The organism is Streptomyces sp. NPDC006872, assembly GCF_040635845.1.
In the GTDB taxonomy this organism is placed as follows: domain Bacteria; phylum Actinomycetota; class Actinomycetes; order Streptomycetales; family Streptomycetaceae; genus Streptomyces.
On record NZ_JBEYIL010000036.1, the window covers coordinates 16,597 to 38,391 of the forward strand.

Genomic DNA, 21,795 nt, shown 5'->3' on the forward strand with positions numbered 1-21,795 from the left:
CCTGACCCGCTGACTGCTGGAAATCTCCGCAGGCGTGTTCGTGGGCAACCCGTCAGCCCGCATTCGCGACGCACTCTGGCACGAGGTCCAGCAATACGCCGGCCAAGGACGCGCTCTGCTCGCCCACACCACCAACAACGAACAGGGCTTCACCTTCCGCACCCACGACCACGCGTGGCACCCCGTCGACCACGAGGGCGTCACCCTCATCCACCGCCCCGACACGAAACTCCCACCGTCAGAGGCCGCCCCGCCGACCACGGCTCCGACGGGATGGAGCAAGGCGGCCAAACGCCGACGCTTCGGAAGAACGTGAGGCGCATTGCGATGATTAGTGACGCATTGCCAGATTCAGTGAAAGTACTCAGAAACCCGTCGTCTCCGCGCTAAAGCGCCAGGTCAAACAGTCTGCTCCCCGCGCCCGCGGGGATGATCCCTGCCCAGCGACGTGATCGCGGTCCACGCCATCCTGCTCCCCGCGCCCGCGGGGATGATCCACATCACCATCGACCTCGACCCCTTCGGCGACGCTGCTCCCCGCGCCCGCGGGGATGATCCCTCGCCGAGGCCGAAAAGATCGTCGCCAAACAGCTGCTCCCCGCGCCCGCGGGGATGATCCCTCCCCGCTGATCGCGGACGATCCGGTCGTCACCTGCTCCCCGCGCCCGCGGGGATGATCCCCTTTCGGCGGAGGACGACCCTTCGAGGACGCTCTGCTCCCCGCGCCCGCGGGGATGATCCCTGGACTCACCGCGCCCGCACTGCGATCACGGCCTGCTCCCCGCGCCCGCGGGGATGATCCCGCAGCTGGCGAAGCTCCGACGTCGCTCCTGGGCTGCTCCCCGCGCCCGCGGGGATGATCCCAGGCCCGGCCGCTATGCGGCGGCGGAAGCGGACTGCTCCCCGCGCCCGCGGGGATGATCCCGACGTCCAACTCCCGTCTGGCCTCTCGCCCATCTGCTCCCCGCGCCCGCGGGGATGATCCCGCCGCCTACCGCCGCGGCCTGCGCGAGCGCGCCTGCTCCCCGCGCCCGCGGGGATGATCCCTGCCGCGGTCACCGCCGTGCAGGACGGCGCGCCTGCTCCCCGCGCCCGCGGGGATGATCCCGAGCGTCTTCGGCAGGCGGCCGACGGCGCGACCTGCTCCCCGCGCCCGCGGGGATGATCCCCACTCGCCGCACCTCGCGCACTGCCAGGTGAACTGCTCCCCGCGCACGCGGGGATGATCCCGTCAACCTCGATGCCGCCTACTGGATCGGCCTCTGCTCCCCGCGCCCGCGGGGATGATCCCGACCCGGAGATGTGCATCCTGCGCCTGGTGAACTGCTCCCCGCGCCCGCGGGGATGATCCCTGGACCGGCTGGTAACCGTGGCCGGCGGGGCGCTGCTCCCCGCGCCCGCGGGGATGATCCCGGCTCGCCCACCTGCGGGAAAGCTCCGATTCCCTGCTCCCCGCGCCCGCGGGGATGATCCCGTCTACGTGGACGCTCAGGGCGACACGGTCGACTGCTCCCCGCGCCCGCGGGGATGATCCCGCTCAGGTGTCGGCCGTGGCCGTGGCTGATGCCTGCTCCCCGCGCCCGCGGGGATGATCCCGTCTACGTGGACGCTCAGGGCGACACGGTCGACTGCTCCCCGCGCCCGCGGGGATGATCCCCGTTGCGAAGGATGCGGCGAGCCCTGCAACAACTGCTCCCCGCGCCCGCGGGGATGATCCCGGAACATCAACAACATCAAGTTCCGCACCAGCCTGCTCCCCGCGCCCGCGGGGATGATCCTGACGCCGAGGGTCCGGCTCGCCATGGTGATGCTGCTCCCCGCGCCCGCGGGGATGATCCCAGCGCTTCGTACCCGTCCGGGTCAGCGCCGCTCTGCTCCCCGCGCCCGCGGGGATGATCCCGTCGACCAGAACAGGGCATTCTGGGGCGAGCTCTGCTCCCCGCGCCCGCGGGGATGATCCCGGTGCCGTGCAGCACTGCTACTCGGCCGATGGCTGCTCCCCGCGCCCGCGGGGATGATCCCCCGCGCCCAGAAGCAGTTGCTGCCGCCGATTGCTGCTCCCCGCGCCCGCGGGGATGATCCCCGCGGGGCCCCGAGGAGAGGAGGGGAGATGTCCTGCTCCCCGCGCCCGCGGGGATGATCCCGACGCCAGGGGATCGATGCTCACGGCGTGTTCCTGCTCCCCGCGCCCGCGGGGATGATCCCTTTCCGGCGGGGCTTTTCCATGCCTGTGGCTACTGCTCCCCGCGCCCGCGGGGATGATCCCTGGGGAAGGGACGCCCCCTGATGCACTGGGAGCTGCTCCCCGCGCCCGCGGGGATGATCCCGGCCTGCCAGATGTCCCGTAAAGAACGGAGCACTGCTCCCCGCGCCCGCGGGGATGATCCCTCCGGCTACCGCAAGCACATCCGGGACAAGACCTGCTCCCCGCGCCCGCGGGGATGATCCCGATCAGCGCCTTGAGGTTCGCCGGGGTACGGACTGCTCCCCGCGCCCGCGGGGATGATCCCGACGTCAACGCCACCGCGAGGACCTTGACGCACTGCTCCCCGCGCCCGCGGGGATGATCCCCCGCGCTGCCCATGCCGTAGAGGCCGCTGAGCACTGCTCCCCGCGCCCGCGGGGATGATCCCGCGTGCTTCTCGTCGTTGCCCGTCGGCCGGCGCTGCTCCCCGCGCCCGCGGGGATGATCCCCCGCTGCCGTTCCCGGAGCGCGCGCCCAAGTCCTGCTCCCCGCGCCCGCGGGGATGATCCCCTCCCGGGGGCGTGATCCCGATGTCCTTCAGCCTGCTCCCCGCGCCCGCGGGGATGATCCCCGCGCCCAGTCCCGGGGGAGTCGTGACCGTGGCTGCTCCCCGCGCCCGCGGGGATGATCCCCGGCGCGCGCTCGAAGTCTTCGCCGAGTGCACCTGCTCCCCGCGCCCGCGGGGATGATCCCGCGCGGCACGTCGCGCTGACGCTGGCTCACTACTGCTCCCCGCGCCCGCGGGGATGATCCCATCAACGGCATGAGCAACCTCTTCTGGGCTGCCTGCTCCCCGCGCCCGCGGGGATGATCCCGGCACCGCCCCCGGCCACAGCGACATGGTGGACTGCTCCCCGCGCCCGCGGGGATGATCCCGTCCGCACGGCCGTGATGCCGTGCCCCGTCGTCTGCTCCCCGCGCCCGCGGGGATGATCCCAGCCGCGATAATCCCTTCAGACACGACAGTTACTGCTCCCCGCGCCCGCGGGGATGATCCCGGCGTGCTGGCGCGCGGCGAGAACACGGCTGACTGCTCCCCGCGCCCGCGGGGATGATCCCAGCGTCAGCGTCGCCGCCGCCCCCAACCCGCCCTGCTCCCCGCGCCCGCGGGGATGATCCCAGCGTCAGCGTCGCCGCCGCCCCCAACCCGCCCTGCTCCCCGCGCCCGCGGGGATGATCCCGGCAATCCCGGCAAGGGAGAGCAGTACGGACGCTGCTCCCCGCGCCCGCGGGGATGATCCCGTGGTGGACGTGTCGACGGTCACGGTGCCGGCCTGCTCCCCGCGCCCGCGGGGATGATCCCGGCGTCGACAAGGGCGTCATGTCCCTGGAGACCTGCTCCCCGCGCCCGCGGGGATGATCCCGGCACCGCCCAGGTACGCAAGAGGGACGACCGCTGCTCCCCGCGCCCGCGGGGATGATCCCACGACGCTGAAACCCGGGATGACACGCTGGCCCTGCTCCCCGCGCCCGCGGGGATGATCCCCTGGGTCTCTCGGCCCGCGACACCTGGGAACCCTGCTCCCCGCGCCCGCGGGGATGATCCCCGGTCTGGATCGCAGCGCCCTTGATCGCTGCGCTGCTCCCCGCGCCCGCGGGGATGATCCCCGCAAGGAGCTGAAGGAGGCCCTCGACACTGCCTGCTCCCCGCGCCCGCGGGGATGATCCCACCGAGGCGTAGGCCTCGACGGTGCGGCCGTCCTGCTCCCCGCGCCCGCGGGGATGATCCCGGGGCCTGGACGTGCGACTCGGAGTACTGGGTCTGCTCCCCGCGCCCGCGGGGATGATCCCTGGAACCAGGACCCAATCCACCTGCGGGTAGCCTGCTCCCCGCGCCCGCGGGGATGATCCCATCTCGTACGTGGCGGTCGAGCCCTGGGCAGGCTGCTCCCCGCGCCCGCGGGGATGATCCCTACTTCGACATCCACTACAACGACCCGCCCGGCTGCTCCCCGCGCCCGCGGGGATGATCCCCGCCGAGCCGCTTGTGCAGCTCATGCAGCCCCCTGCTCCCCGCGCCCGCGGGGATGATCCCGTCGCCAACACCCTCGGCCGGTACGTCCCGGACTGCTCCCCGCGTCCGCGGGGATGATCCCGTGCGCAGCGTCGTGCAGCATCATCTCCAGGACTGCTCCCCGCGCCCGCGGGGATGATCCCCCCGTCCAGTACAACGACGGCGCTTTCCCGACCTGCTCCCCGTGCCCGCGGGGATGATCCCCCGTTCTCCGAGATGCGCCGCCACAAGAAGGGCTGCTCCCCGCGCCCGCGGGATGATCCCATGGGCACGGACGAAGCCCCGGACTGGCAGCTCTGCTCCCCGCGCCCGCGGGGATGATCCGGTACCGCGCAGGGCCCCCTGTCACCTAGGACCTGCTCCCCGCGCCCGCGGGGATGATCCCCGCACGTTGAACGCGACCGCGCTGGTGAACTGCTGCTCCCCGCGCCCGCGGGGATGATCCCATCCCGCTCCGGGTCAAGCGCGACGGCCACTGCTGCTCCCCGCGCCCGCGGGGATGATCCCGGTTCAAGCGCTACTCCGAGGTCGCCCGGACCCTGCTCCCCGCGCCCGCGGGGATGATCCCGGAGGGACGTCGTTCCAGCCGCCGGGCTGGTTCTGCTCCCCGCGCCCGCGGGGATGATCCCAGGGTCTGCGGCGCGATCGCGGCGACCATGAACTGCTCCCCGCACCCGCGGGGATGATCCCAGGCCGAGCTCGCGGCCGCCGGCCGTGTTGACCTGCTCCCCGCGCCCGCGGGGATGATCCCGGACGCGCTGCCACCCGGTGACCCGGGATCCGCTGCTCCCCGCGCCCGCGGGGATGATCCCAACACGGACGACGTCAGGAACTACTGCAACCACTGCTCCCCGCGCCCGCGGGGATGATCCCGTGGACGTACGCACGACGCCCGGATTCGATGCCTGCTCCCCGCGCCCGCGGAGATGATCCCGACAACGCCGCCGCCGCGCTGACGGAGTTCAACTGCTCCCCGCGCCCGCGGGGATGATCCCGGCACCACCGACTACGTCGAGACGCAGTGCTACTGCTCCCCGAGCCCGCGGGGATGCTCCCTCCCGGTCTGGGGACCCCTGGAGACTGTCGCCCTGCTCCCCGCACCCGCGGGGATGGTCCCGGCTGGAACCACGGCTACCCGCCCTACCCCTACTGCTCCCTGCACCAGCGGGGATGGTCCCACGCAGGCCCTGAAGACCGCGCTCCGCAGACTCTGTCACTGCCCAGACCACATCGGTGGATCAAGGCCTAAGCTGGCTGCGGGCGCGGGGCCCGGTCGCCTGGAGGGGCACCCGTGAGGCACCTGCGTGAACTGCTCATCGACGCCTGGTCGTGGCTCAACTACAAGCAGACGATGGCCCACCCCAGTCGGCCGGGCCACCATGCGTTCCCCGAGCTGAACACTTCGTGGGTGCCCGCCGAGGACCTGCGCCGTCTGGCCGCCTACAAGTTCTTGGCCGCCTACGACTCCAACCAGGCCGGACAGCTCGCCTCCGTCACCGGTGACGACCACCACGGCGCAGAACGCCGCGAGTTGGGCGACCCGTCCAAACTTATCGACACCACGCTCGGCTACCTGCTGGGCACGGAGCAGACCATCGTGGTGCCCGGGGCCGAGCATCCCGGCCGGGCAGACGAAAAACCCAGCCCCGGGGCCAAAGCGGCGGCCGACCTGCAGGACAGGCTGCGCTCGTGGGCGGACAAGGAGCTGCTGCCGCTGCGTGTGCAGCAGGCCGAACGGTGCGCGGTGCGCAGCGGCGACGGCGTCTACACGCTGGCGTGGGAGCCTTCCAAGCGGCGGGTGTTGCTGCGCACCTACGACCCCGGCTGGTACTTCCCCGAGTGGGACGAGGGTGAGCAGGACGCCCAGGAGTACCCGCAGCGGGTGCACTTCGCGTGGGAGCTGCCCGCCGACCCGGTGCGCGGCCTCAAGGACCGCGTGCGGCGCATCACCTACGAGCTCGGTCCGATCGGGCCCGCCACCGCGTCCGGCCAGACCAGCGACGGCCGTGCGGTCCGTGAACAGGTGGCCGGCGCGGACGGCGACCCGGTGCTGACCGTCGGCGACGCCCTCGACCCGCTCACCGGCACGGTGACCCGCATCTACCCGTGGGCGCCGGGCAGGCCGTCGTCGACGACGTGCTATCTGATGGACGCCGAATGGCTGCTGGAGGACCTCGGCTCCGCACACGACGTGTTCAGCCTGCCCGCAGACAAGGCCGCCCACCGAGTGCGCTCCGACGGCCAGGTCCTCGACCGGCTCGACCTCATGGTGGACTTCATCCCGGTCGTGCACGTCCCGAACTCGATCCCCGACGCCGGCGAGCACTGGGGCAAGCCCACGCTGGCGACCGTGCTGCAACTGCTGGACGAGCTGCAGGCCACCGACACCGACAGCGCGTCCGCGTCATCGACCACAGGCACGCCGATCGTGGCTCTCGCCGGGGCGCGGCTGCCCATCGACCGCTCCACCGGCCAGCCGCTCCCGGTGCGTGTGGAGGCCGGAACGGTGTGGCAGCTGGCCGACAACGGCCGCATGGACACCCTGGACACGTCCGCGCAGCTCGCCGAACTCCGCAGCCGCGTCGATCACTTGCTCGACCGGCTGGCCTCCAACACCCGCCTGACGACGGCCGGGCTCGGCACCCTCGACGTGGCCAAGGTGCCGTCCGGGTACGCGCTGCAACTCGCCCTCGGCCCGCTCGACTCCCTGGTCGGCGCGATGCGTCTGGCCCGCGACCACAAGTACCAGCTGCTGCTGCGCCTGGTGCAGCGGCTGCACCAGGCCGGGCAGGAGTGGCCCGCCGGCGAGTCGCTGCCCGCCCGCTTGGTGTGGGGCGCGCACACCCCCACCGACCGCACCACCGTCCTCAACGACGTCACGGCGGGCTACGACGCCGGTGTGTTCTCCCTGGAGACCGCGGTCCGCATGCTGAAGGAAGCCGGATATCCCGTCGACGATGTCACCGAGGAGATCGAACGCCTTCAAAAGCGGGCCTTCGACCAGGCCTCCCGCCTCGCGGATGCGACCGGCGACAACAAGGCGGTGCGCGAATACCTGGGCCTGCCTGAAGCCGACCCAGTCCCTACGGTGCCGCTCGTTCAGCCGGGTCAGCTTGCGCAGGATGGGCGCTGACCAGCCCGCCCTCGGCCAAGTCACTGCGGCTGCCCGGAACTACCGGGGTCACCGGCGAGGCCGGTACACCCGGTTCCCGCTCGCCGGCCGCGCGCAGGGCTGTGGCTACACTGATCGACGGCGCGGGGGCGCTGCCGCTGGAGGACTCGATCCGCATGGACAGGCAACTCCCGACCCCCGTACGCCCGTCGGCTACCGGCGCGACGGTGCCCCCATCTTCCCCATCCTGGGCGCGGACCCCACCGACCCGTCCAACCAGCAGCTGCCGCCCACCTCGAACCAGGATCCTGCCGGGTCGCCCCCGCCGACGCTGGACCAGGAGGCGCTGAACCGGCTGCTGGCCCGCGAGAAGCAGCAGGGCGAACGCGCCGCAGTCCGCCGTCTCGTCGAGCAGCTGGGCTTCACCAAGGCCGAGGACCTGACCGCGTTCGTGACGCAGCAGCGCGACGCCCAGACGGCCGCCATGTCCGAACTGGAGCGGCGTGAGCAGGCTGCCGCCGAGGCCACGGCCGCCGCGGCGCAGCGCGAGGCGCAGGCCCTGACGCGTGAGCGCGCCGCGGTGCGCCGCGCCGTCCTCGTCGGACTCGGCGCCACCGGTGACGACCTCGCCGACGCGGAACGGCTCCTCGTCCTCGTCGACGACGCCGACGAGGACGCCGTCGCCGAGGCCGCCCAGGCCCTCAAGGACCGCCGCCCCGAGTTGTTCGGCACCACCGCCCAGGCACCGCCCGCAGCCCCTGGCGGTTCCCCGGCCGGCGGGCCGCCGCCGCGCGGTGCCAACGTGCCCAAGCCCGGTCAGGCCGGGGCCGACATGGCCCGCCAACGCGGGTTTGTGACCAGCAGCTGAACCTCCCACCGGCGGGACAAAGGCCGGATGCGCGGGGACCACGCCCCGATCTCCTTTCGTGGACGACGCCACCAGCCGGTGAGCGGACGATCACCCGCTTCGTCGCGTCCCCGGGAGGACTCATGACCGTTCAGCCGGTCACCACCACCCAGAACCTGACGGCCGACCGGTCCTGGCTCGCCAGCCTGCACGGCACCGACTCGGTCGACTCCGTCACCCTCGACATGTCCACCTTCACATCCGGCACGCACTACTCCCCGTCCACCGACACGGACATCCCCTACTCGCGGCTCCTGTCCGGCCTCCCTCTCGGGAGGATCACCGCGAGCGGCCTGTACGGGCTCTACTCCACGGCCGCCCCCGACGGCCGACAGACCCTTACCGGGTTCGTGTTCGCAGAGGTGCTGTTCGCGCCGACGCAGATCAAGGTCCCGGCCGCGCTGCTGTGGCACGGCTCGGTGAGGACCGCGAAGCTGCCGGTCGCCGTCGCCGCCGTGGCCCCGTCCGCCGTCTGCCAGATCCGGTTCGTGTAAGGGAGCCCTGTCGATGACTGTTCAGGACCTGATCAAGGACGTCACCACGGCGGACCTGACGACGTTCGCCCGCTACATCCCCTCCCCGGCCGACTTCCTGCTCACCCAGACCGTGTTCGCCAAGGTGTCGGTGCAGGACGTCATGTGGCGGATCAAGAACACCGGCCGCTACGTCAACGCTGCGAAGTACCGCAGCTTCGACGCCTCGGTGCCGTTCGCGGACCGGCAGGCGTGGCAGACGTCCACGCAGGGCATGCTGCCTGCCCTGGGCGAGAAGCTCATGGTCGGCGAAGTCGAGCTGCTGCTGCAGGAGGCGGCCCGCGGCGCTGACGCGTCCCGTCTGGAGCAGCTGCTGTACGACGACGTGGAGCGGCACGTCGAGGCCGTCAACTCCCGACTGGAGCTGGCCGCCGGCGACGTCCTCACGGACGGCAGGTTCTCCCTGTCGTCGGAGAACGGGCTCACCCTCGACGTCGACTTCGGCGTCCCGGCCGCGAACATGCCGACCGCGCCGAAGGCGTGGTCGGACCCGACCGCCGACGCCATCGGGGACGAGCTCGGCTGGATCGCCTACCTCGACTCCATCGGCGCGCCCGTGCCCGTGCTGGTCGTCACCTCGCGGCGCGTCTACTCCTACCTGGCGGGAAACAACGCCTACCGGGCCGCCTACTACGGGTCGGTGAACCCGTCGACGACCCCCACCGCATCTCTGACGCCGCAGCAGATCAACGTGGTCCGCGACAACTACGGTCTGCCGCCGATCACCCTGTACCGGGCGCAGGTCCGCGTGGACGGCACCTCCACCAAGTGTCTGCCGGACGACCGGTGGGTGATGCTGCCGCCGGACCGGGCGAAGTGGGGGCAGACCCTGTACGGCACCACAGCCGAGTCGCTGGTCCTGTCGCGGGGAAGCAACCCGCAGATCACCCGCGAGGACGCCCCCGGCCTGATCATCACCCGCGGCGGCCAGGACGACCCGGTGCAGATCTGGACCAAGGGCGCGGCCGTGGCCATGCCCGTGCTGTACGCCCCGGACTGCCACATCACTGCGAAGGTGCTGTGACATGGGGCGGCGACTGGCGGCAGCGGTGCACGTGCGGCACCCCAAGACGAACGAGCAGCTGATCCTGCAGCCCGGCGACGAACCCGACGACGACCTGGCCGGGGCCATCACGCACCCGGACGCCTGGGAACCGGAAGAGGACGACGACGCGAGCGAAGGCGAGGAGGACGCCGGCGACGGCGGCACCGAACCCGACCCCGCACCCACCCCGGACCTCGAACCGGAGGCAAAGCCCACGCGGTCCCGGACCCGCAAGCAGGCCGACGAGCAGTAACCGAGACCGGCGCGGCCCGACACCCCTGTGCGCCGGGGCTGCCGGGCCGCGCCACCATTCCGGAAGGACACCGCCCGTGGACCCCGCCGTCCTCGCCTGGCTCCTGGCACAGCTCGGCCCCGACACCGACCAGACCGACCTGCAGACCCGCTACGCACGACTCGGCTCGGCCAGAGCCGTGGCCCTGGAAGTGCTCAACGAGCGGAGGGCCAAGCTGCTTTCCGAGCCCCTGCAGCTGACCGTCAACGGCGTGGCCACCCTCGACCAGTCCAACAACCTCACCGGCCTCGAACGACAGATCGCCTCCGTGGAGGACGCGACCGGCCCCGACGAGCCGAACGGCGCGGACACCCTCGTCATCGCCCCGCTGCACTCCGCCCGTCGCCGCCGCCACGACTGGTGGCGGTAGTGGCGCACGAGTTCCAGCCGCTCACGCCCGGCGACGCCGAGACCGTGGCCGCGCGCGTCGCCGCGGTACTGGAGGACGCCTGGCAACGCCTCGCGGACCATCAGACCGCCGTCCTCGCCGCGATCGGCGACAACGCCCGCTCCCGGACAGTCGCCGACCGGCTCGCACAGTTCCAGGCCGCCATCGCCGACTTCCAACAGCGCGCCGACACCGAGGCCCGCGCGTTCGTCACCCGCCAACTGCCCCACCTGTACGAAGAAGCGGCGCGGGCCGCAGCCGCGACGGTCGGCGGGCACTTCTCGTGGACGCTCATCCACACCCAGGCCCTGCAGTCACTGGCCTCCGACTCCTACGCCGACTTCCTGCGCCGCTCCGAGGAGGAGAAACGCATGGCCGCCGCGTTCTACCGTGCCGTACGAGACGCCGCCCGCCGCGAAGTCCCGCTGCTGGCAGCCGGCCACACCACCGCCCTGCAGGCCGCGAAGGCCCTCGCCGACCGGCTTGCCGCCGAACACCAGTTCACATACGTGATCTACCGCAACGGTGCGCGCATGCCAGTGCGGGCGTGGGCCGAGGCGGCGACACTCGCCAAGTCGGCCGTCGCCTACAACGCCGGCACTCTCAACCGGGCCCGCCAGGAAGGCGTCACCATTCTCGAGGTCTTCGACGGAGCCGACTGCGGCTGGACTACCCATCGGGATCCCGACAAGGCCAACCGAACCGTGCGCACCGTCGAAGAGGCGGCCGAGTGGCCGATCTCCCATCCACGCTGCCGACGCGGGTTCGGACCCCGCCCGGATCTCGTGAAAGCGGCGCGCAACTGAGATAACGGGAGCCTCGCCGCGCTGGTGCGGCCGGGCTTGTTCAGCCTGCCCAACCCATGTCGTACACCTCGACCCCGTCGGAGTACGCGGCGAACGCGACCCACGACTGCGGCCTCCAGCAGAGTGCGCCGTGCCGACCGCCGGGCGGTGGCCAAGAGTCCGGCCGGACGAGAACCGCCGCGATCATCTCGAAGATCTCCTGCTGGCTTTTGCCTGGGAGGCTGGCCAGCGTCTCCTCCACCCCAAATGCCAGTGCTGTGACCGCATTAGGTTCGCAGGGTTGGTGGTCATGGCGGTTGGATGTGCGGTGACATCCGATCCGATCACTGGAGCTGCGGTGGCCGAGCCTGTCCAGACTCAGGACGGTGATGCTGTGGTGGTGCCCAGCCTGCCCGTGGTCGGCACGCAGTCCGTCAGGGCGCACCCGGCCCTGGTGTGCAGCTTTTCGGACACGGTGACCGCGCTCACCCGGCTGGTCGGGACAAGTACGAGCTGCGGCGGGAGCGCATTGTCGTGCTCGTCGAAGCTGTACTCGCCCAGATATACCCAGTCGCTGGCTGCGCCGATGATGCGGGCCTCCAGCTCGTAACCCGATCCGCAGGCCCGTGCGTACTGCAGCGGCAGGCCCCCTGCGCCGACCACGGCCCCCGGGATGGCCGCCAACATCACGGCCATGGTGACCACCGCGATCCAGAGGCCAGGACGTGCCTCGCGGAACTTCTGCATTTGCTGCACTGCGGACCCGATCATCAAAGCGAAGCCGACCACAGCGATCACCGCCAGGCAGATCAGCCCCGCCTCGGGGATGTAGCTGTCCCACTGAAGCCACAAGATGACGCCTGGCACCATGAGCAGCACAGTCAACAGGAGGAACGCCGACCTGGGGAATTTGTCTAAGAACTGGCCGAGTCGGCGGGGCAACCACGAATTGGTTGGCAGGAGAATCCGTGGGACCAGATAGCCGAACAAGGCGAGCAACGCGGCAGGGAGGAAAACCGACGAGGCCGCGATCTCCTGCAGCACCGGGCGAGGCATCTGACTGAGCACCAGCGCGGACCGGAAGCCGCTCGCCTCCATACGGAGCGCGAGAACTACCGCGCCGGCGAAGTAGATCAATACGGCGGATACAGTAAACACTGCTGCTGCTCCGCCCAGTAGCTCCTTCGCGGTGGCCGTCACTCCTTCGGTCGGGCCGACCTTGCTCTGGTCGAGGTTTTCCATACCTCATCTGTGTGTTGTCATGAGTGGTCGCACACGTCCCGATTTGATATGCACCCGATTGGCGAGGTAACGGTCGTTATCGGATGGCGGAGGGTGGTGGTGCTGCCTCCGGTCGCCCACCTGCCCAGCCTCGCGATGCGGCGGATCGCCGACGCGGCCCGGACGATGCCTCACACGCTGCGCTCGCTGAAGCGGGCAACAAAGACAAGAGGGCTTCCGGGAACCACTCGGAACGGGATCGCACCCCCGAGCCACCAGGAGGCCCTGCTTTCACGTGCGGAAACCGCCGCGGTCACCCGATCGAGACTCCCGTTCGATCGACAGCCTTCGAGATCGGTACGGGCAACAACCGCTTACGCGTCGGGGTGCTCCGGCAGGGCGAGCCAGTCCGACCAGGAGATCTCACGGCCGAGGAAGCGCGGCTGCTGGAACGGCCAGTCGGCGGCGATCCACTGCGGCACCAGCGCGTCGAGGTCCTGCTCGACCTTGCTGCCCACCAGCTCGTCCACCACCCACCAGGAGATCTCGCCGTCCGCGCCGGCCTTCTCCGGTGGGTCGATGTAGACACAGCCGAGCAGAGCTGTCTCCGCCGCGTCGAACAGCGCGTAGTTGAAGGACTGGTGCGCGGCGATCTCCTTCTCGTGCCGCAACAGGTCCGCCTGGTCGGCCTCGTAGGTCATGGTGGCCGCGGGCCAGCCCCAGGCCGGGCCGAAGATGGTCCACAGCCGCTCGCGCGAACCCATCACAGCCGGATAGTCGAGCGGGGTGTCCGCCTCCCGGATCGGCCGCAGGTGATGACCACCGCCCGGCAGCGGTACCCGGACGGGGTGGACGAAGTCATCGGGAAGCCAGCTCATGGCGCCCGACCGTAGCAGCGCGTGGCCGTCCGCTCCCCTGGATTCTCCCCGCATACCGCCAGGCCCTGCTCTCGTGCCGGGCAGGGCCCGCGATCACCCGATCGAGACTCCCGTTCGATCGACAGACTCCATGATCGGTATGGCAATGGCTTCTGATCCCAGGGCGGATACCTGCCGCAGTTGCTCATCGTCGGCACTCAAATCGATGGCACACGCTCAAGGTTCGCTGTCACAGGACACTGGTTGTGCCAGAAGTCTGATCAGTGCCGGAGTTCGCGTGCATCCCCAGGTCCATTAGGGCCTGGGCAGCGGTAGGTCGGGCAGCTGTGGGTGGCGCAGGTGCTGCCCGCCGTCGTAGACGTGCAGGGTGAACGTCTCCGGCTTGGGTCGGCCCGCCTCGTCGTACGCGTTCAGCACGTTCTCGATCCGCTCCCACAGTTTCACCGGGCCGCCTTCGCGCACCTCCCAACGGCCCTCGACGGGGGTGAGGGTGGCGGCGGAGCCGGTGACGACGTCGACCAGGTGCACCACCTCGCCCACGGTCGTCATCTGCGCGTTGGGCACCGCGCTCTGGGCGAGGAACCGCAGGTGGAATGCTTCCTCGGTCGCGTCCGTGATGCGCCCTGGGTCGTGCGGGGTGGTCCGTGCCTTGTCCGGTAGGCACGCGGCCCAGTGGGCGGGGTTCCCGAAGGCCGGCGCGGCGTGGGTGCGGGCGGACATGAACGACACGGTGCCGCCCAGCAGCCGGCCATCGGCGGTGCCATCGCCGTTTACGGTGAGCAGGACGCGGGCGTATCCGTAGAGCCAGCCGGAAAGGGTGAGGAGGATCTTCCCGCCCCGCCGGGTCTGCGCGAGCAGGGCCGGGGGCACGGCGCGGAAGGAGCAGGCGGCCACAATCCGGTCGAAGGACGCCTCGGGCCAGTAGCCGTACAGTCCGTCCGCCACCGCCAGGGTCGGCGTATAGCCGCAGGCGTGGAGCGCGCTCGCGGCCGTCTCCAGTCGGCGGCCGTCCACCTCGATGCTGGTGACGTCGGCGGAGCCGAGCCGTTCGCACGCGAGCGCGGTCGAGTATCCGGTGCCGGTGCCGATTTCCAGCACGGTGTGCCCCTCGGTGACCTCGGCGTCCGCCCACATCCGCACGACCAGCGACGGCAGCGTGGACGATGAGGTCGGGGCGCCGCCGTGCCGAACCTGCGGGTTCTTCCAGTCGGGCTCGTCGCCGTCGAACTGCGTGATGAGCGTGGTGTCGGAGTACGCGGCGGCCAGCCAGCGGCCGTAGTCGAGCCCGGCGGTGACCGGCTCCCACACCGTCAGCCCCTGCCCGTCGCGCTCTCCGGGCAGGTAGAAGCCGGGCACGAACCGGTGCCGCGGCACCGTCTCCACCGCCTGCCGCCAGGCCGGATCTGCGAGGACGCCGTCCGCGGCGAGGGCCTTCGTCATCGCCGCGCGCAGCCGTACGGCGTCTGTCTCAAGGTCGGCGGGCATGGTCATGGCCTGCCGCCTCCTTCCGTGCTCAGGATGTCGGCGAACGCCTCGGTGATGGCCGGCGCGTCCGGGAGCCAGCCCCACTGGCCGTTCGGATTGCACTCGATCGCGGTCCAGTGCTCCAGGCGGTCCCCGTCGCCCGTCAGGGCGAAGTCGAAGCAGCCGAAGACCAGGCCGAATGACGCCAGATAGCTGTGGAGCGCGGCCTCGATCGCGGCCGGGACCGTGATGGGGGTGTGGATCAGCTCGTCCCAGTCGCCCCGACGCCAGTCCAACGCGCCGTCCGGGGCGGCGATCTGCTGGGCGAACACCTTCTCGCCGACCACGCTCACCCGCACGTCGCCGGTCTTGGGGACCTCGGCCTGGAACAGGTGCGCGGTCACCGCGAGCGCGTCGTCGAAGGACTCCGGACCGACACGCTGGGCCCAGATCGCCCCGGTGTGACCGTCCTCGGAGCGAGGCAGGCCGCGGAACGTCTTGTAGATCACGTGTTCGTGGTCGGCGGCGAACTTCCGTGCTGCCTCGATGTCGTTGGTGACCAGAGTCGGCGGGATCGCAAGGCCCAGCTCGGCGAACCGCTGGAGCTGAGCGGGCTTGAAGTCGGCGCGGGTCACTGCGGCGGGGTGGTTGACGTACAGCGCGCCGTGCAGGTGGTTCAGGACGCCGCCGAGCCCGTGTCTGGCCTCGGCGGCGGCGAACTCGCGCTGCTGCTGGGGCAGGTGCTCGAACCGGGCGGCGTAGGGGGTGGGGCGGCGGTAGTACACCGCCGCCACCTCCCCCAGCTCCACGTCCCGGCTCGCCGTACGCAGCCGTCCGCCCCATGCCTGGCTGTCCGCACCGATGCGGAACGCGAAGGTCAGGGAGGGCCCGACGTCGGCAGGATCGACGCGTACGACGGGCACCTCACGCTCGTTCAGCGCGGCGATGACCCAGTCCGCGGTGACGTCTTCCAGCGCGGTGACGACCAGGACGGTGGAGGCCACCGGTCAGTCCGACTCGTAGTCGGTTGTCGTCCTGCGACTGCGGCTGCGGGTTCTGCCCGTCCCCGCCCCCCGACATCGATGCGGTGCCCTTCGTCCTCGACGAGCCGTGCTTGCCCATTTCGATGATCTGGCCGGCGGCGTCGGTGTAGCGGGCGGTCTGCGCGGACGCGTCCAGCGTCACCGTCGCGTACGACGGCGGACCGACCGGCAGCCGGTCCGTCACCAGCCGCATCGCCCACGGAGCCTCGGGTGCAAACGTCGCCATACGTTGTCCCTTCCCCTCAACCAGTAGCGGCCGGACGGCCGCCTGAGCAGAATCAGTGCCCACCCAGGGCCCTGACCAGTACCGTAGGGGTCGCGAACGGTGGCGGAAAGGCCACGCTCCGTATACGGAGAGCAGGGAGGGCGAGGCGCCGATGGCCAGCGGATCCGGCAACCCGCACCTGGCGCTGTGGATCGCCGCGAGTGGCCTGTCCCACGGCGAGGTCGCCCGACGGATCGCCGTGACGGGCAAAGCCCGAGGCCACAACCAGATCGCCCCGGACACGACCCGCGTACGGCGCTGGACCGACGGGGAAAGGCCCCGTCCGCCGGTCCCGGCACTGCTCGCCGACGTGCTCTCCCAGGCGGTCGGCCAGCCGCTCACGCCCGGTGATCTCGGCCTGACTGCCACCGGTCCGGTACTGGATGGCATCCAGCTCCCGCTGCTGACCGAGGCGGCCGCCCACGCCCTGGCCGGATGGACGCAGATGGATCTGTTCATGAACCGCCGCGACACCCTCAAGCTCGCCCTCGGCACCCCGCTGATCCTTGCCGTCGAACGGATGCTCGGCGGCACCGCCCGCGCGCTGAACCGCCAGGCCAAGGGCTTCGACACGGACACCGTCGCGGCACTGAAAGAAGCACCTGAACCTCACGATCAAAACCGTCGCCAGGCCAAAGGACACCTCCGGATTCGTCCTCCTGCCCCGCCGCTGGGGCGTCGAACGGTCCCTGGCCTGGATCATGAACGCCCGCCGGCATGCCCGCGACTACGAACGGCTCATCCAGCACTCAGAAACCCTCATCACCTGGGCCGCCATCACCCTGATGACACGCCGCATCACCCGCTCCAGCAGCATGAAAAGCGTTAAGACCGTCACTTTGAGCGCATGAGACTCGTCAAGAGATCCTCCTCGATGGGCACACCCTCCGTATCTCCGTGTGAAGCCTGACGCAGATGCCGACTCACCGCACGGGACACGGAAAGACATGAGCCAGAAATCCTTTAGCGAAAATATCCTTGAAGCGAGCATTGAAGGCCTCCCCTACGTTCTTCAGGGTGCTGGCACCATCGCAAAGAACCTCAAAGTCTACGGAACCGGAGTTGCGATAGCCGGAACGGTGGGCCTTAAGCAAGTTGCCGACGAAGCCCACCGCTACCTGCAAATATATTGGGACCCGGACCACATTCACCCGAAACCCAACTATTACAAGGCCGGAAGTGGCCTAGCCTCAATACCGGTAACTTAGGGCTTTGGTATCCGTTTGACCCGTTTGGGTTTGGTGGCGCCAACGATGGTGACAGCCGCAGCACATGGGCGGTCTGCAACGCGGTGGGCGGCGCGTTTGAGGGGCCAGTTGGCGACTTTGCGTTTGATGACGCGGGGGTTGGCCCGGCGGCGTCGCCGTGGCAGGAGGCGTTCGAGGAGTTCAGCGTGGGTGGCTTTGACCGCGCGGGCGAGTCGGCCGGGGGGAAAATGCCGCCTGGTCGGTGACCTGGCGGCGCACGACGCGCAGTGAGCGGGTGAAGGAGATCCGGTCGGGGTCCCGGTCGGCTTGTCGTGCGGCCTGGTGCATCAGGTGCCGGATGGCGTGGTGGACGAGCAGGAAGCCGTAAAGTTCCTGCTCGGCACCGTCAGGGTGCTACGTGTCCTTGAAGCGGTCGTCGACGGCCATCTGCTGCTCGATCTCCCGGGCAGCCCTCATCAGTTCGAGGGCCTCGCGGCGCAGGTCCTTGGCGCGTTCCCGCAGCTGCCGGACGCGCCGGCGCTGCTGCTGCGGGCTGAACTCGTTGACGTACTGCCCGCGCGGCCCCACCAGGACCCCTTCGGTCACCAACTGGCGCACCGCGGCCGCAGCCTCCTTCGTACCGATGTCGAGGCTCTGGGCGATGTCGAAGCGGGTCATGAACCGCTCGCCTGGCAGGTAGCTTCGGTGGATCACGGTTCGGATGAGCCGATAGGCGCGCTCGGTCGGGGTCATCGTGCCGACGCTGTAGAGCCGGTAGCCGTCGTGGAGGGTCACCAGCCCCTCGGTGGCGAGCTGCTCCAGGGCGGAACGGACCATGGGCGCGGACAGCTGGAGCTGCCTCGCGATCGTGGTCAGCGCGGGCAGGTGGGTGCCCGGCTCGGTGCACGAGAGCCGTACCCACCGGCGTACCGAATGCACGTCTTCGTCGCTCGCCACCACGCTGTCCGCAGCTGTCATGCCTGTGCTCCCTGTCCCCGGTGTTCCGATGCGGGATCCAGCCTGACGGGCCGCGTGACGTGGGCACCACGAAGTTGCAGGGCATTGCGTGCACCGGGCCCGGACAGGCCGGATACGTGCGGGTCCGTCGGGGTCAGCGGGCCTTGATGATCCGGCTGATCCCGTACGGAACCTCCTCCGCCACCACGAGTAGCGGTTCCAGGATCCCCTGGTATACCGGGTCCGTGTACGACGGGCTGTGCTCGGTCATCAAGCAGCCCGCCGCCTCCTCCCTGGTCCGGGGATAGGCCGCTCCCTCGTCGTCGGCGATCCCGACAACAATCCCGATCGCGGTGTCCACGCCGTCGCGCAGATCTGCCCACCGCTCCGCCATTTCCTTCCGCTCGTCACGGAAGCTGCGCTCGCGGTCGGGCAGGAAGTCGGCCGCCGACACCGACAGCGCATCGCGCAGCCGGCCAAGGGTCGGCTCCTGACACAGCTCTTCCACGGTGGAGGCCGTCAGCGACGGTTTCGCTCGGGCCACGCGTTCCAGCACGGTGATGCCCAGGACGGCCGCCGAGGCCGCGTACCGCCAGGTGAGCAGTGCCGTGTGCCGCTCGTAGTCGGAGGCGTCGCTTGCGATCTCCTCGACGGCTTCCTCGTAGTACCGGAACGGGGGCTGCTCCGTTGCGCGCAGGTCGGCCAGGTCGCGAGCGGTGTAGAGGCGGTCCCAGACTGCGACGGCCGACTGCCACTCGTACCGTGCGGTCATGTACGCCGCGTGCAACGACCGCAGCGCCTCCAACTCGATCGTCGTCAGCGTCCCCTGGTCGTCGAACGGCGGAAACCGCATGTCACTCCCCCACCTCCGCAGCACGGACAGTGATCGGCACCGTACTACCCGGCGCTGGCGCACGAGGGCCGGGCGGGAATCTCCGCAGCCTCCGACCGACACTCTGGCCGGAACACGGCGGACCGCACCGGATCCAGGGCGGCGGTTCGTGTGAGTACCTTCACCGCAGTCCGCCGACTCACTACAGTCACGTATGCCGCGCCCTGGGGGCCCTCCTCGGGGATCGGCTCCACGTCGGTCAGGAACGGGGCGTGGCCGATGCCGCCCGCGTCCCGGAACCAGACGGCCTTGTCGCCGGGCGAGGCGTCGTCGATGCTGCGGATGTGCGGGCTGCGGCGCAGCGCTTCGGCGATGCGGACGATGTCGTGTTCGGCGGCAAGTAACGGGCCCTTGTCGCGGTCGATAGCAGGATGCGCCTGAGTGCTTCAGTTGGCGATCTGAGTGATCGGATGTTCGGCTCAGCTAGGGTGTGACACTGCTCAATCGGCTGTGCCGAGGCGGGGCGCGAGGGCATCCCACAGGATCGGGCCGTCGAGGGTGTGGCTGAAGTGTGCACGGCTCCGCTGCCATGGGGTGCCGTCCATCCACGACTCCAGCCACTCGGCCAGGCTCTCGGACTCCACGAGCCAGGTGTCAGCCGCCCCGGCTGTACCGGGGGAATAGCGCAACACCAGTTCCTGCGGGCTGGTGCAGTCCACAGCGGTGTACTGCCCGGCTCCCCAGTGGAGAACCGGCAGCACGCCGCGCGGCCACCATGGCCGCCCGCCAGACCGAGAGCTGATTCGTGCCGGATAGCCGTCGACGGCTCCGAACCCGACGTTGAAGAGCGGCATCAGCCCGTGTCCCGGTCCGAATCCCCCGTCCGAGATCTCTCCGTACAGGCGGCGAAGCAGCGGAGACAGAGGCAGCCCGAAAATCTCGACGGCACGCTCCATCGCCGTGTCCGTGACCGTCAGCGCAAGCCGACCATGTGCAGCGTGCTCCGCCCATGCGACAAGCCGCCGGAGCAGGTTGTCCTCATCAGCAGGTCGGGGTAGCTCAGGCATGCGGAACATCATTTCCGGGCCTCTCGGCCTCGGTCCAGAGAGTTTCCGCCTCACCGCTGTCATCGACAGGCAGCGCTCAGTCCGCCAACCCAACCACTCAATCGCTAACTGGAGCGCTCCTTACCGTGTTGGCGGGTTGATTCCGGTCCTTCGTACGATCGGGAGACCCAGGGGCCTGGGTGTGGCTTTGGAGCGCTCATGCCGTGGTTGTGGCTTTGACTGATTGGTCGCCCAGTGCCCCGCGACGACACGGCCACTCATTGGGATAAGCGAATAGAGATCGCTTTGTAAGGACACGTCGGCGTGGTCGTCTGCAGGGACCAGTCAACCGATCGACGAGGGAGGCTCGGGTGCCCGAGCTCTGGGCGGGGACGGATGCCGGCAAGGCCGCGCATCACTGCACGGTGATCGACACGGATGGGTCGAAGGTGCTCTCGCGCCGGGTTCCCAACAACGAGCCCGAGCTCCTGGAGCTGATAGGCGACGTCCTCGCACTGGCCGAGGACAGCCCGGTGACCTGGGCGGTTGACCTGAATGCCGGCGGCGGCGCTCTGCTTATCGCTCTCCTGGCCAGCCATGGTCAGCGGCTCCTCTACATTCCTGGCCGAACCATCCACCACGCCTCCCGTGGCTACCGCGGAGACGGCAAGACCGATGCGAAGGACGCCTACGTCATCGCTGACCAGGCACGGATGCGCCGGGATCTGCAGCCTCTGCAGGAGTGGGACGAGATCGCGGTGGACTTGAAGATCCTCACCGCTCGCCGCTACGACCTCGCCGCCGACCGCACCCGCGCCATCAACCGGATGCGAGCACAGCTCCTGGAGTACTTCCCTGCCTTGGAACGGACCTTCGACTACGCCGCATCCAAAGCCGCCCTCATCCTGCTGACCGGTTACCAAACACCGGCCGGCCTGCGCCGGATTGGACCGAGTCGGCTCGCGGCCTGGCTGAAGAACCGCAAAGTCCGTGGCGAGGCCATGGCCGATGCGGCGGTCGCCGCGGCGCAGGCCCAGCACACCGCCGTGGCCGGGGAGAGCACAGCCGCCACCGTGGTGAACACCCTGGCCCGGTCGGTCCTGGCTCTGGACGAAGAGATTGCCGCCATCGACGCACGCATCGCGGCCCGTTTCCGAGAGCACCGGGATGCCAAGGTGATCCTCAGCGTGCCTGGCATGGGCCCGTTGCTGGGGGCGGAGTTCATCGCCTGCACCGGCGGGGACATGGACGCCTTCGGCAGCGCGGGCCGCCTCGCCGGAGTCGCCGGTCTCGCACCGGTCCCGCGGGACTCCGGCCGCATCAGCGGCAACATGCGTCGGCCACACCGCTACCACCGTCGGCTCTTGCGGGTCCTCTACCTCTCCGCCCAGATCGCCGCCCGCTTCTGCCCTATCTCGACGGCCTTCTACGACCGCAAGCGAGCCGAGGGCAAGAGCCACAAGCAGGCGATTCTTGCCCTCGCCCGCCGCCGCCTCGACGTCCTATGGGCACTCATCCGCGACCAACGCCAATGGACAGCCCAGCCACCAGTACCGGCACTGGCCGCCGCATGAAGCGCAT

19 protein-coding genes, 1 pseudogene and 1 CRISPR repeat array are annotated in these 21,795 nt (G+C 70.1%); of the genes and pseudogenes, 12 read left to right on the top strand and 8 right to left on the bottom strand.

Features of this window, described 5'->3' with window-relative positions; translation table 11 throughout:
* Positions 1–13 precede the first annotated feature (13 nt).
* From cas2e to ABZ725_RS50645, 8 genes are all read left to right on the top strand, one after another.
* On the top strand, positions 14–316 hold the full coding sequence (gene cas2e, locus ABZ725_RS50610; protein ID WP_358809165.1) for a type I-E CRISPR-associated endoribonuclease Cas2e: 303 nt from the start codon (positions 14–16) through the stop codon (positions 314–316).
* 92 nt (positions 317–408) lie between these two features.
* Positions 409–5,437: direct repeats of the CRISPR family, unit length 29 nt; unit sequence CTGCTCCCCGCGCCCGCGGGGATGATCCC.
* A gap of 113 nt (positions 5,438–5,550) precedes the next feature.
* A complete protein-coding gene (locus ABZ725_RS50615) occupies positions 5,551–7,392 on the top strand; it encodes a hypothetical protein (protein WP_358809143.1) in 1,842 nt (613 codons plus the stop codon).
* Positions 7,382–8,239 (top strand): hypothetical protein, encoded by an 858-nt coding sequence (locus ABZ725_RS50620; RefSeq protein WP_358809144.1) that lies wholly within the window; start codon positions 7,382–7,384, stop codon positions 8,237–8,239. Before ABZ725_RS50615 ends, ABZ725_RS50620 begins: the two co-directional genes overlap by 11 nt.
* A 122-nt stretch (positions 8,240–8,361) precedes the next feature.
* On the top strand, positions 8,362–8,772 hold the full coding sequence (locus ABZ725_RS50625) for a head decoration protein (RefSeq protein ID WP_358809145.1): 411 nt from the start codon (positions 8,362–8,364) through the stop codon (positions 8,770–8,772).
* A gap of 13 nt (positions 8,773–8,785) precedes the next feature.
* On the top strand, positions 8,786–9,835 hold the full coding sequence (locus ABZ725_RS50630) for a major capsid protein (RefSeq protein WP_358809146.1): 1,050 nt from the start codon (positions 8,786–8,788) through the stop codon (positions 9,833–9,835).
* Between the two features lies 1 nt (position 9,836).
* Complete coding sequence (locus tag ABZ725_RS50635; protein ID WP_358809147.1) at positions 9,837–10,109, top strand: hypothetical protein; 273 nt, start codon at positions 9,837–9,839, stop codon at positions 10,107–10,109.
* Between the two features lie 76 nt (positions 10,110–10,185).
* Complete coding sequence (locus tag ABZ725_RS50640; protein ID WP_358809148.1) at positions 10,186–10,518, top strand: hypothetical protein; 333 nt, start codon at positions 10,186–10,188, stop codon at positions 10,516–10,518.
* Positions 10,518–11,342: a hypothetical protein gene (locus ABZ725_RS50645; protein ID WP_358809149.1), complete on the top strand. Its 825-nt coding sequence runs from the start codon at positions 10,518–10,520 to the stop codon at positions 11,340–11,342. The genes ABZ725_RS50640 and ABZ725_RS50645 overlap by 1 nt, the downstream gene beginning before the upstream one ends.
* A 357-nt stretch (positions 11,343–11,699) precedes the next feature.
* Here ABZ725_RS50645 and ABZ725_RS50650 read toward each other — a convergent pair whose 3' ends face one another.
* The 5 genes from ABZ725_RS50650 to ABZ725_RS50670 form a co-directional block, all read right to left on the bottom strand.
* A complete protein-coding gene (locus ABZ725_RS50650) occupies positions 11,700–12,563 on the bottom strand; it encodes a hypothetical protein (RefSeq protein WP_358809150.1) in 864 nt (287 codons plus the stop codon).
* 353 nt (positions 12,564–12,916) lie between these two features.
* A complete protein-coding gene (locus tag ABZ725_RS50655; RefSeq protein WP_358809151.1) occupies positions 12,917–13,420 on the bottom strand; it encodes an N-acetyltransferase in 504 nt (167 codons plus the stop codon).
* A gap of 294 nt (positions 13,421–13,714) precedes the next feature.
* The gene (gene tgmC / locus ABZ725_RS50660; protein ID WP_358809152.1) at positions 13,715–14,911 is read right to left on the bottom strand and encodes an ATP-grasp peptide maturase system methyltransferase; all 1,197 of its coding nucleotides are present in this window, start codon (positions 14,909–14,911) and stop codon (positions 13,715–13,717) included.
* Positions 14,908–15,888, bottom strand: coding sequence for an ATP-grasp ribosomal peptide maturase (tgmB, locus tag ABZ725_RS50665; protein WP_358809153.1), 981 nt, complete (start codon positions 15,886–15,888; stop codon positions 14,908–14,910). Before tgmB ends, tgmC begins: the two co-directional genes overlap by 4 nt.
* A complete protein-coding gene (locus ABZ725_RS50670) occupies positions 15,809–16,153 on the bottom strand; it encodes a putative ATP-grasp-modified RiPP (RefSeq protein ID WP_358809154.1) in 345 nt (114 codons plus the stop codon). Before ABZ725_RS50670 ends, tgmB begins: the two co-directional genes overlap by 80 nt.
* A gap of 632 nt (positions 16,154–16,785) precedes the next feature.
* Between ABZ725_RS50670 and ABZ725_RS50675 the strand changes: the two are divergent.
* Together ABZ725_RS50675 and ABZ725_RS50680 are read left to right on the top strand one after the other, a co-directional pair.
* Positions 16,786–17,043: pseudogene (locus ABZ725_RS50675) on the top strand (transposase); the annotation flags it as partial.
* A 96-nt stretch (positions 17,044–17,139) separates the two neighbouring features.
* Positions 17,140–17,400: a hypothetical protein gene (locus ABZ725_RS50680; RefSeq protein ID WP_358809155.1), complete on the top strand. Its 261-nt coding sequence runs from the start codon at positions 17,140–17,142 to the stop codon at positions 17,398–17,400.
* Between the two features lie 393 nt (positions 17,401–17,793).
* Here the strand turns inward: ABZ725_RS50680 and ABZ725_RS50685 are convergent, their stop codons facing one another.
* Both ABZ725_RS50685 and ABZ725_RS50690 read right to left on the bottom strand, forming a co-directional pair.
* A complete protein-coding gene (locus ABZ725_RS50685; protein WP_358809156.1) occupies positions 17,794–18,357 on the bottom strand; it encodes a GntR family transcriptional regulator in 564 nt (187 codons plus the stop codon).
* Positions 18,358–18,490: 133 nt separating this feature from the next.
* A complete protein-coding gene (locus tag ABZ725_RS50690; RefSeq protein WP_358809157.1) occupies positions 18,491–19,189 on the bottom strand; it encodes a hypothetical protein in 699 nt (232 codons plus the stop codon).
* Positions 19,190–19,440: 251 nt separating this feature from the next.
* On the opposite strand from ABZ725_RS50690, the gene ABZ725_RS50695 reads away from it, so the two are divergent.
* On the top strand, positions 19,441–19,572 hold the full coding sequence (locus ABZ725_RS50695) for a hypothetical protein (RefSeq protein ID WP_358809158.1): 132 nt from the start codon (positions 19,441–19,443) through the stop codon (positions 19,570–19,572).
* 96 nt (positions 19,573–19,668) lie between these two features.
* Here the strand turns inward: ABZ725_RS50695 and ABZ725_RS50700 are convergent, their stop codons facing one another.
* On the bottom strand, positions 19,669–19,929 hold the full coding sequence (locus ABZ725_RS50700; protein ID WP_358809159.1) for a hypothetical protein: 261 nt from the start codon (positions 19,927–19,929) through the stop codon (positions 19,669–19,671).
* 656 nt (positions 19,930–20,585) lie between these two features.
* On the opposite strand from ABZ725_RS50700, the gene ABZ725_RS50705 reads away from it, so the two are divergent.
* Positions 20,586–21,788, top strand: a complete 1,203-nt coding sequence (locus ABZ725_RS50705; protein ID WP_358809160.1) for an IS110 family transposase — start codon at positions 20,586–20,588, stop codon at positions 21,786–21,788.
* Positions 21,789–21,795: the final 7 nt, after the last annotated feature.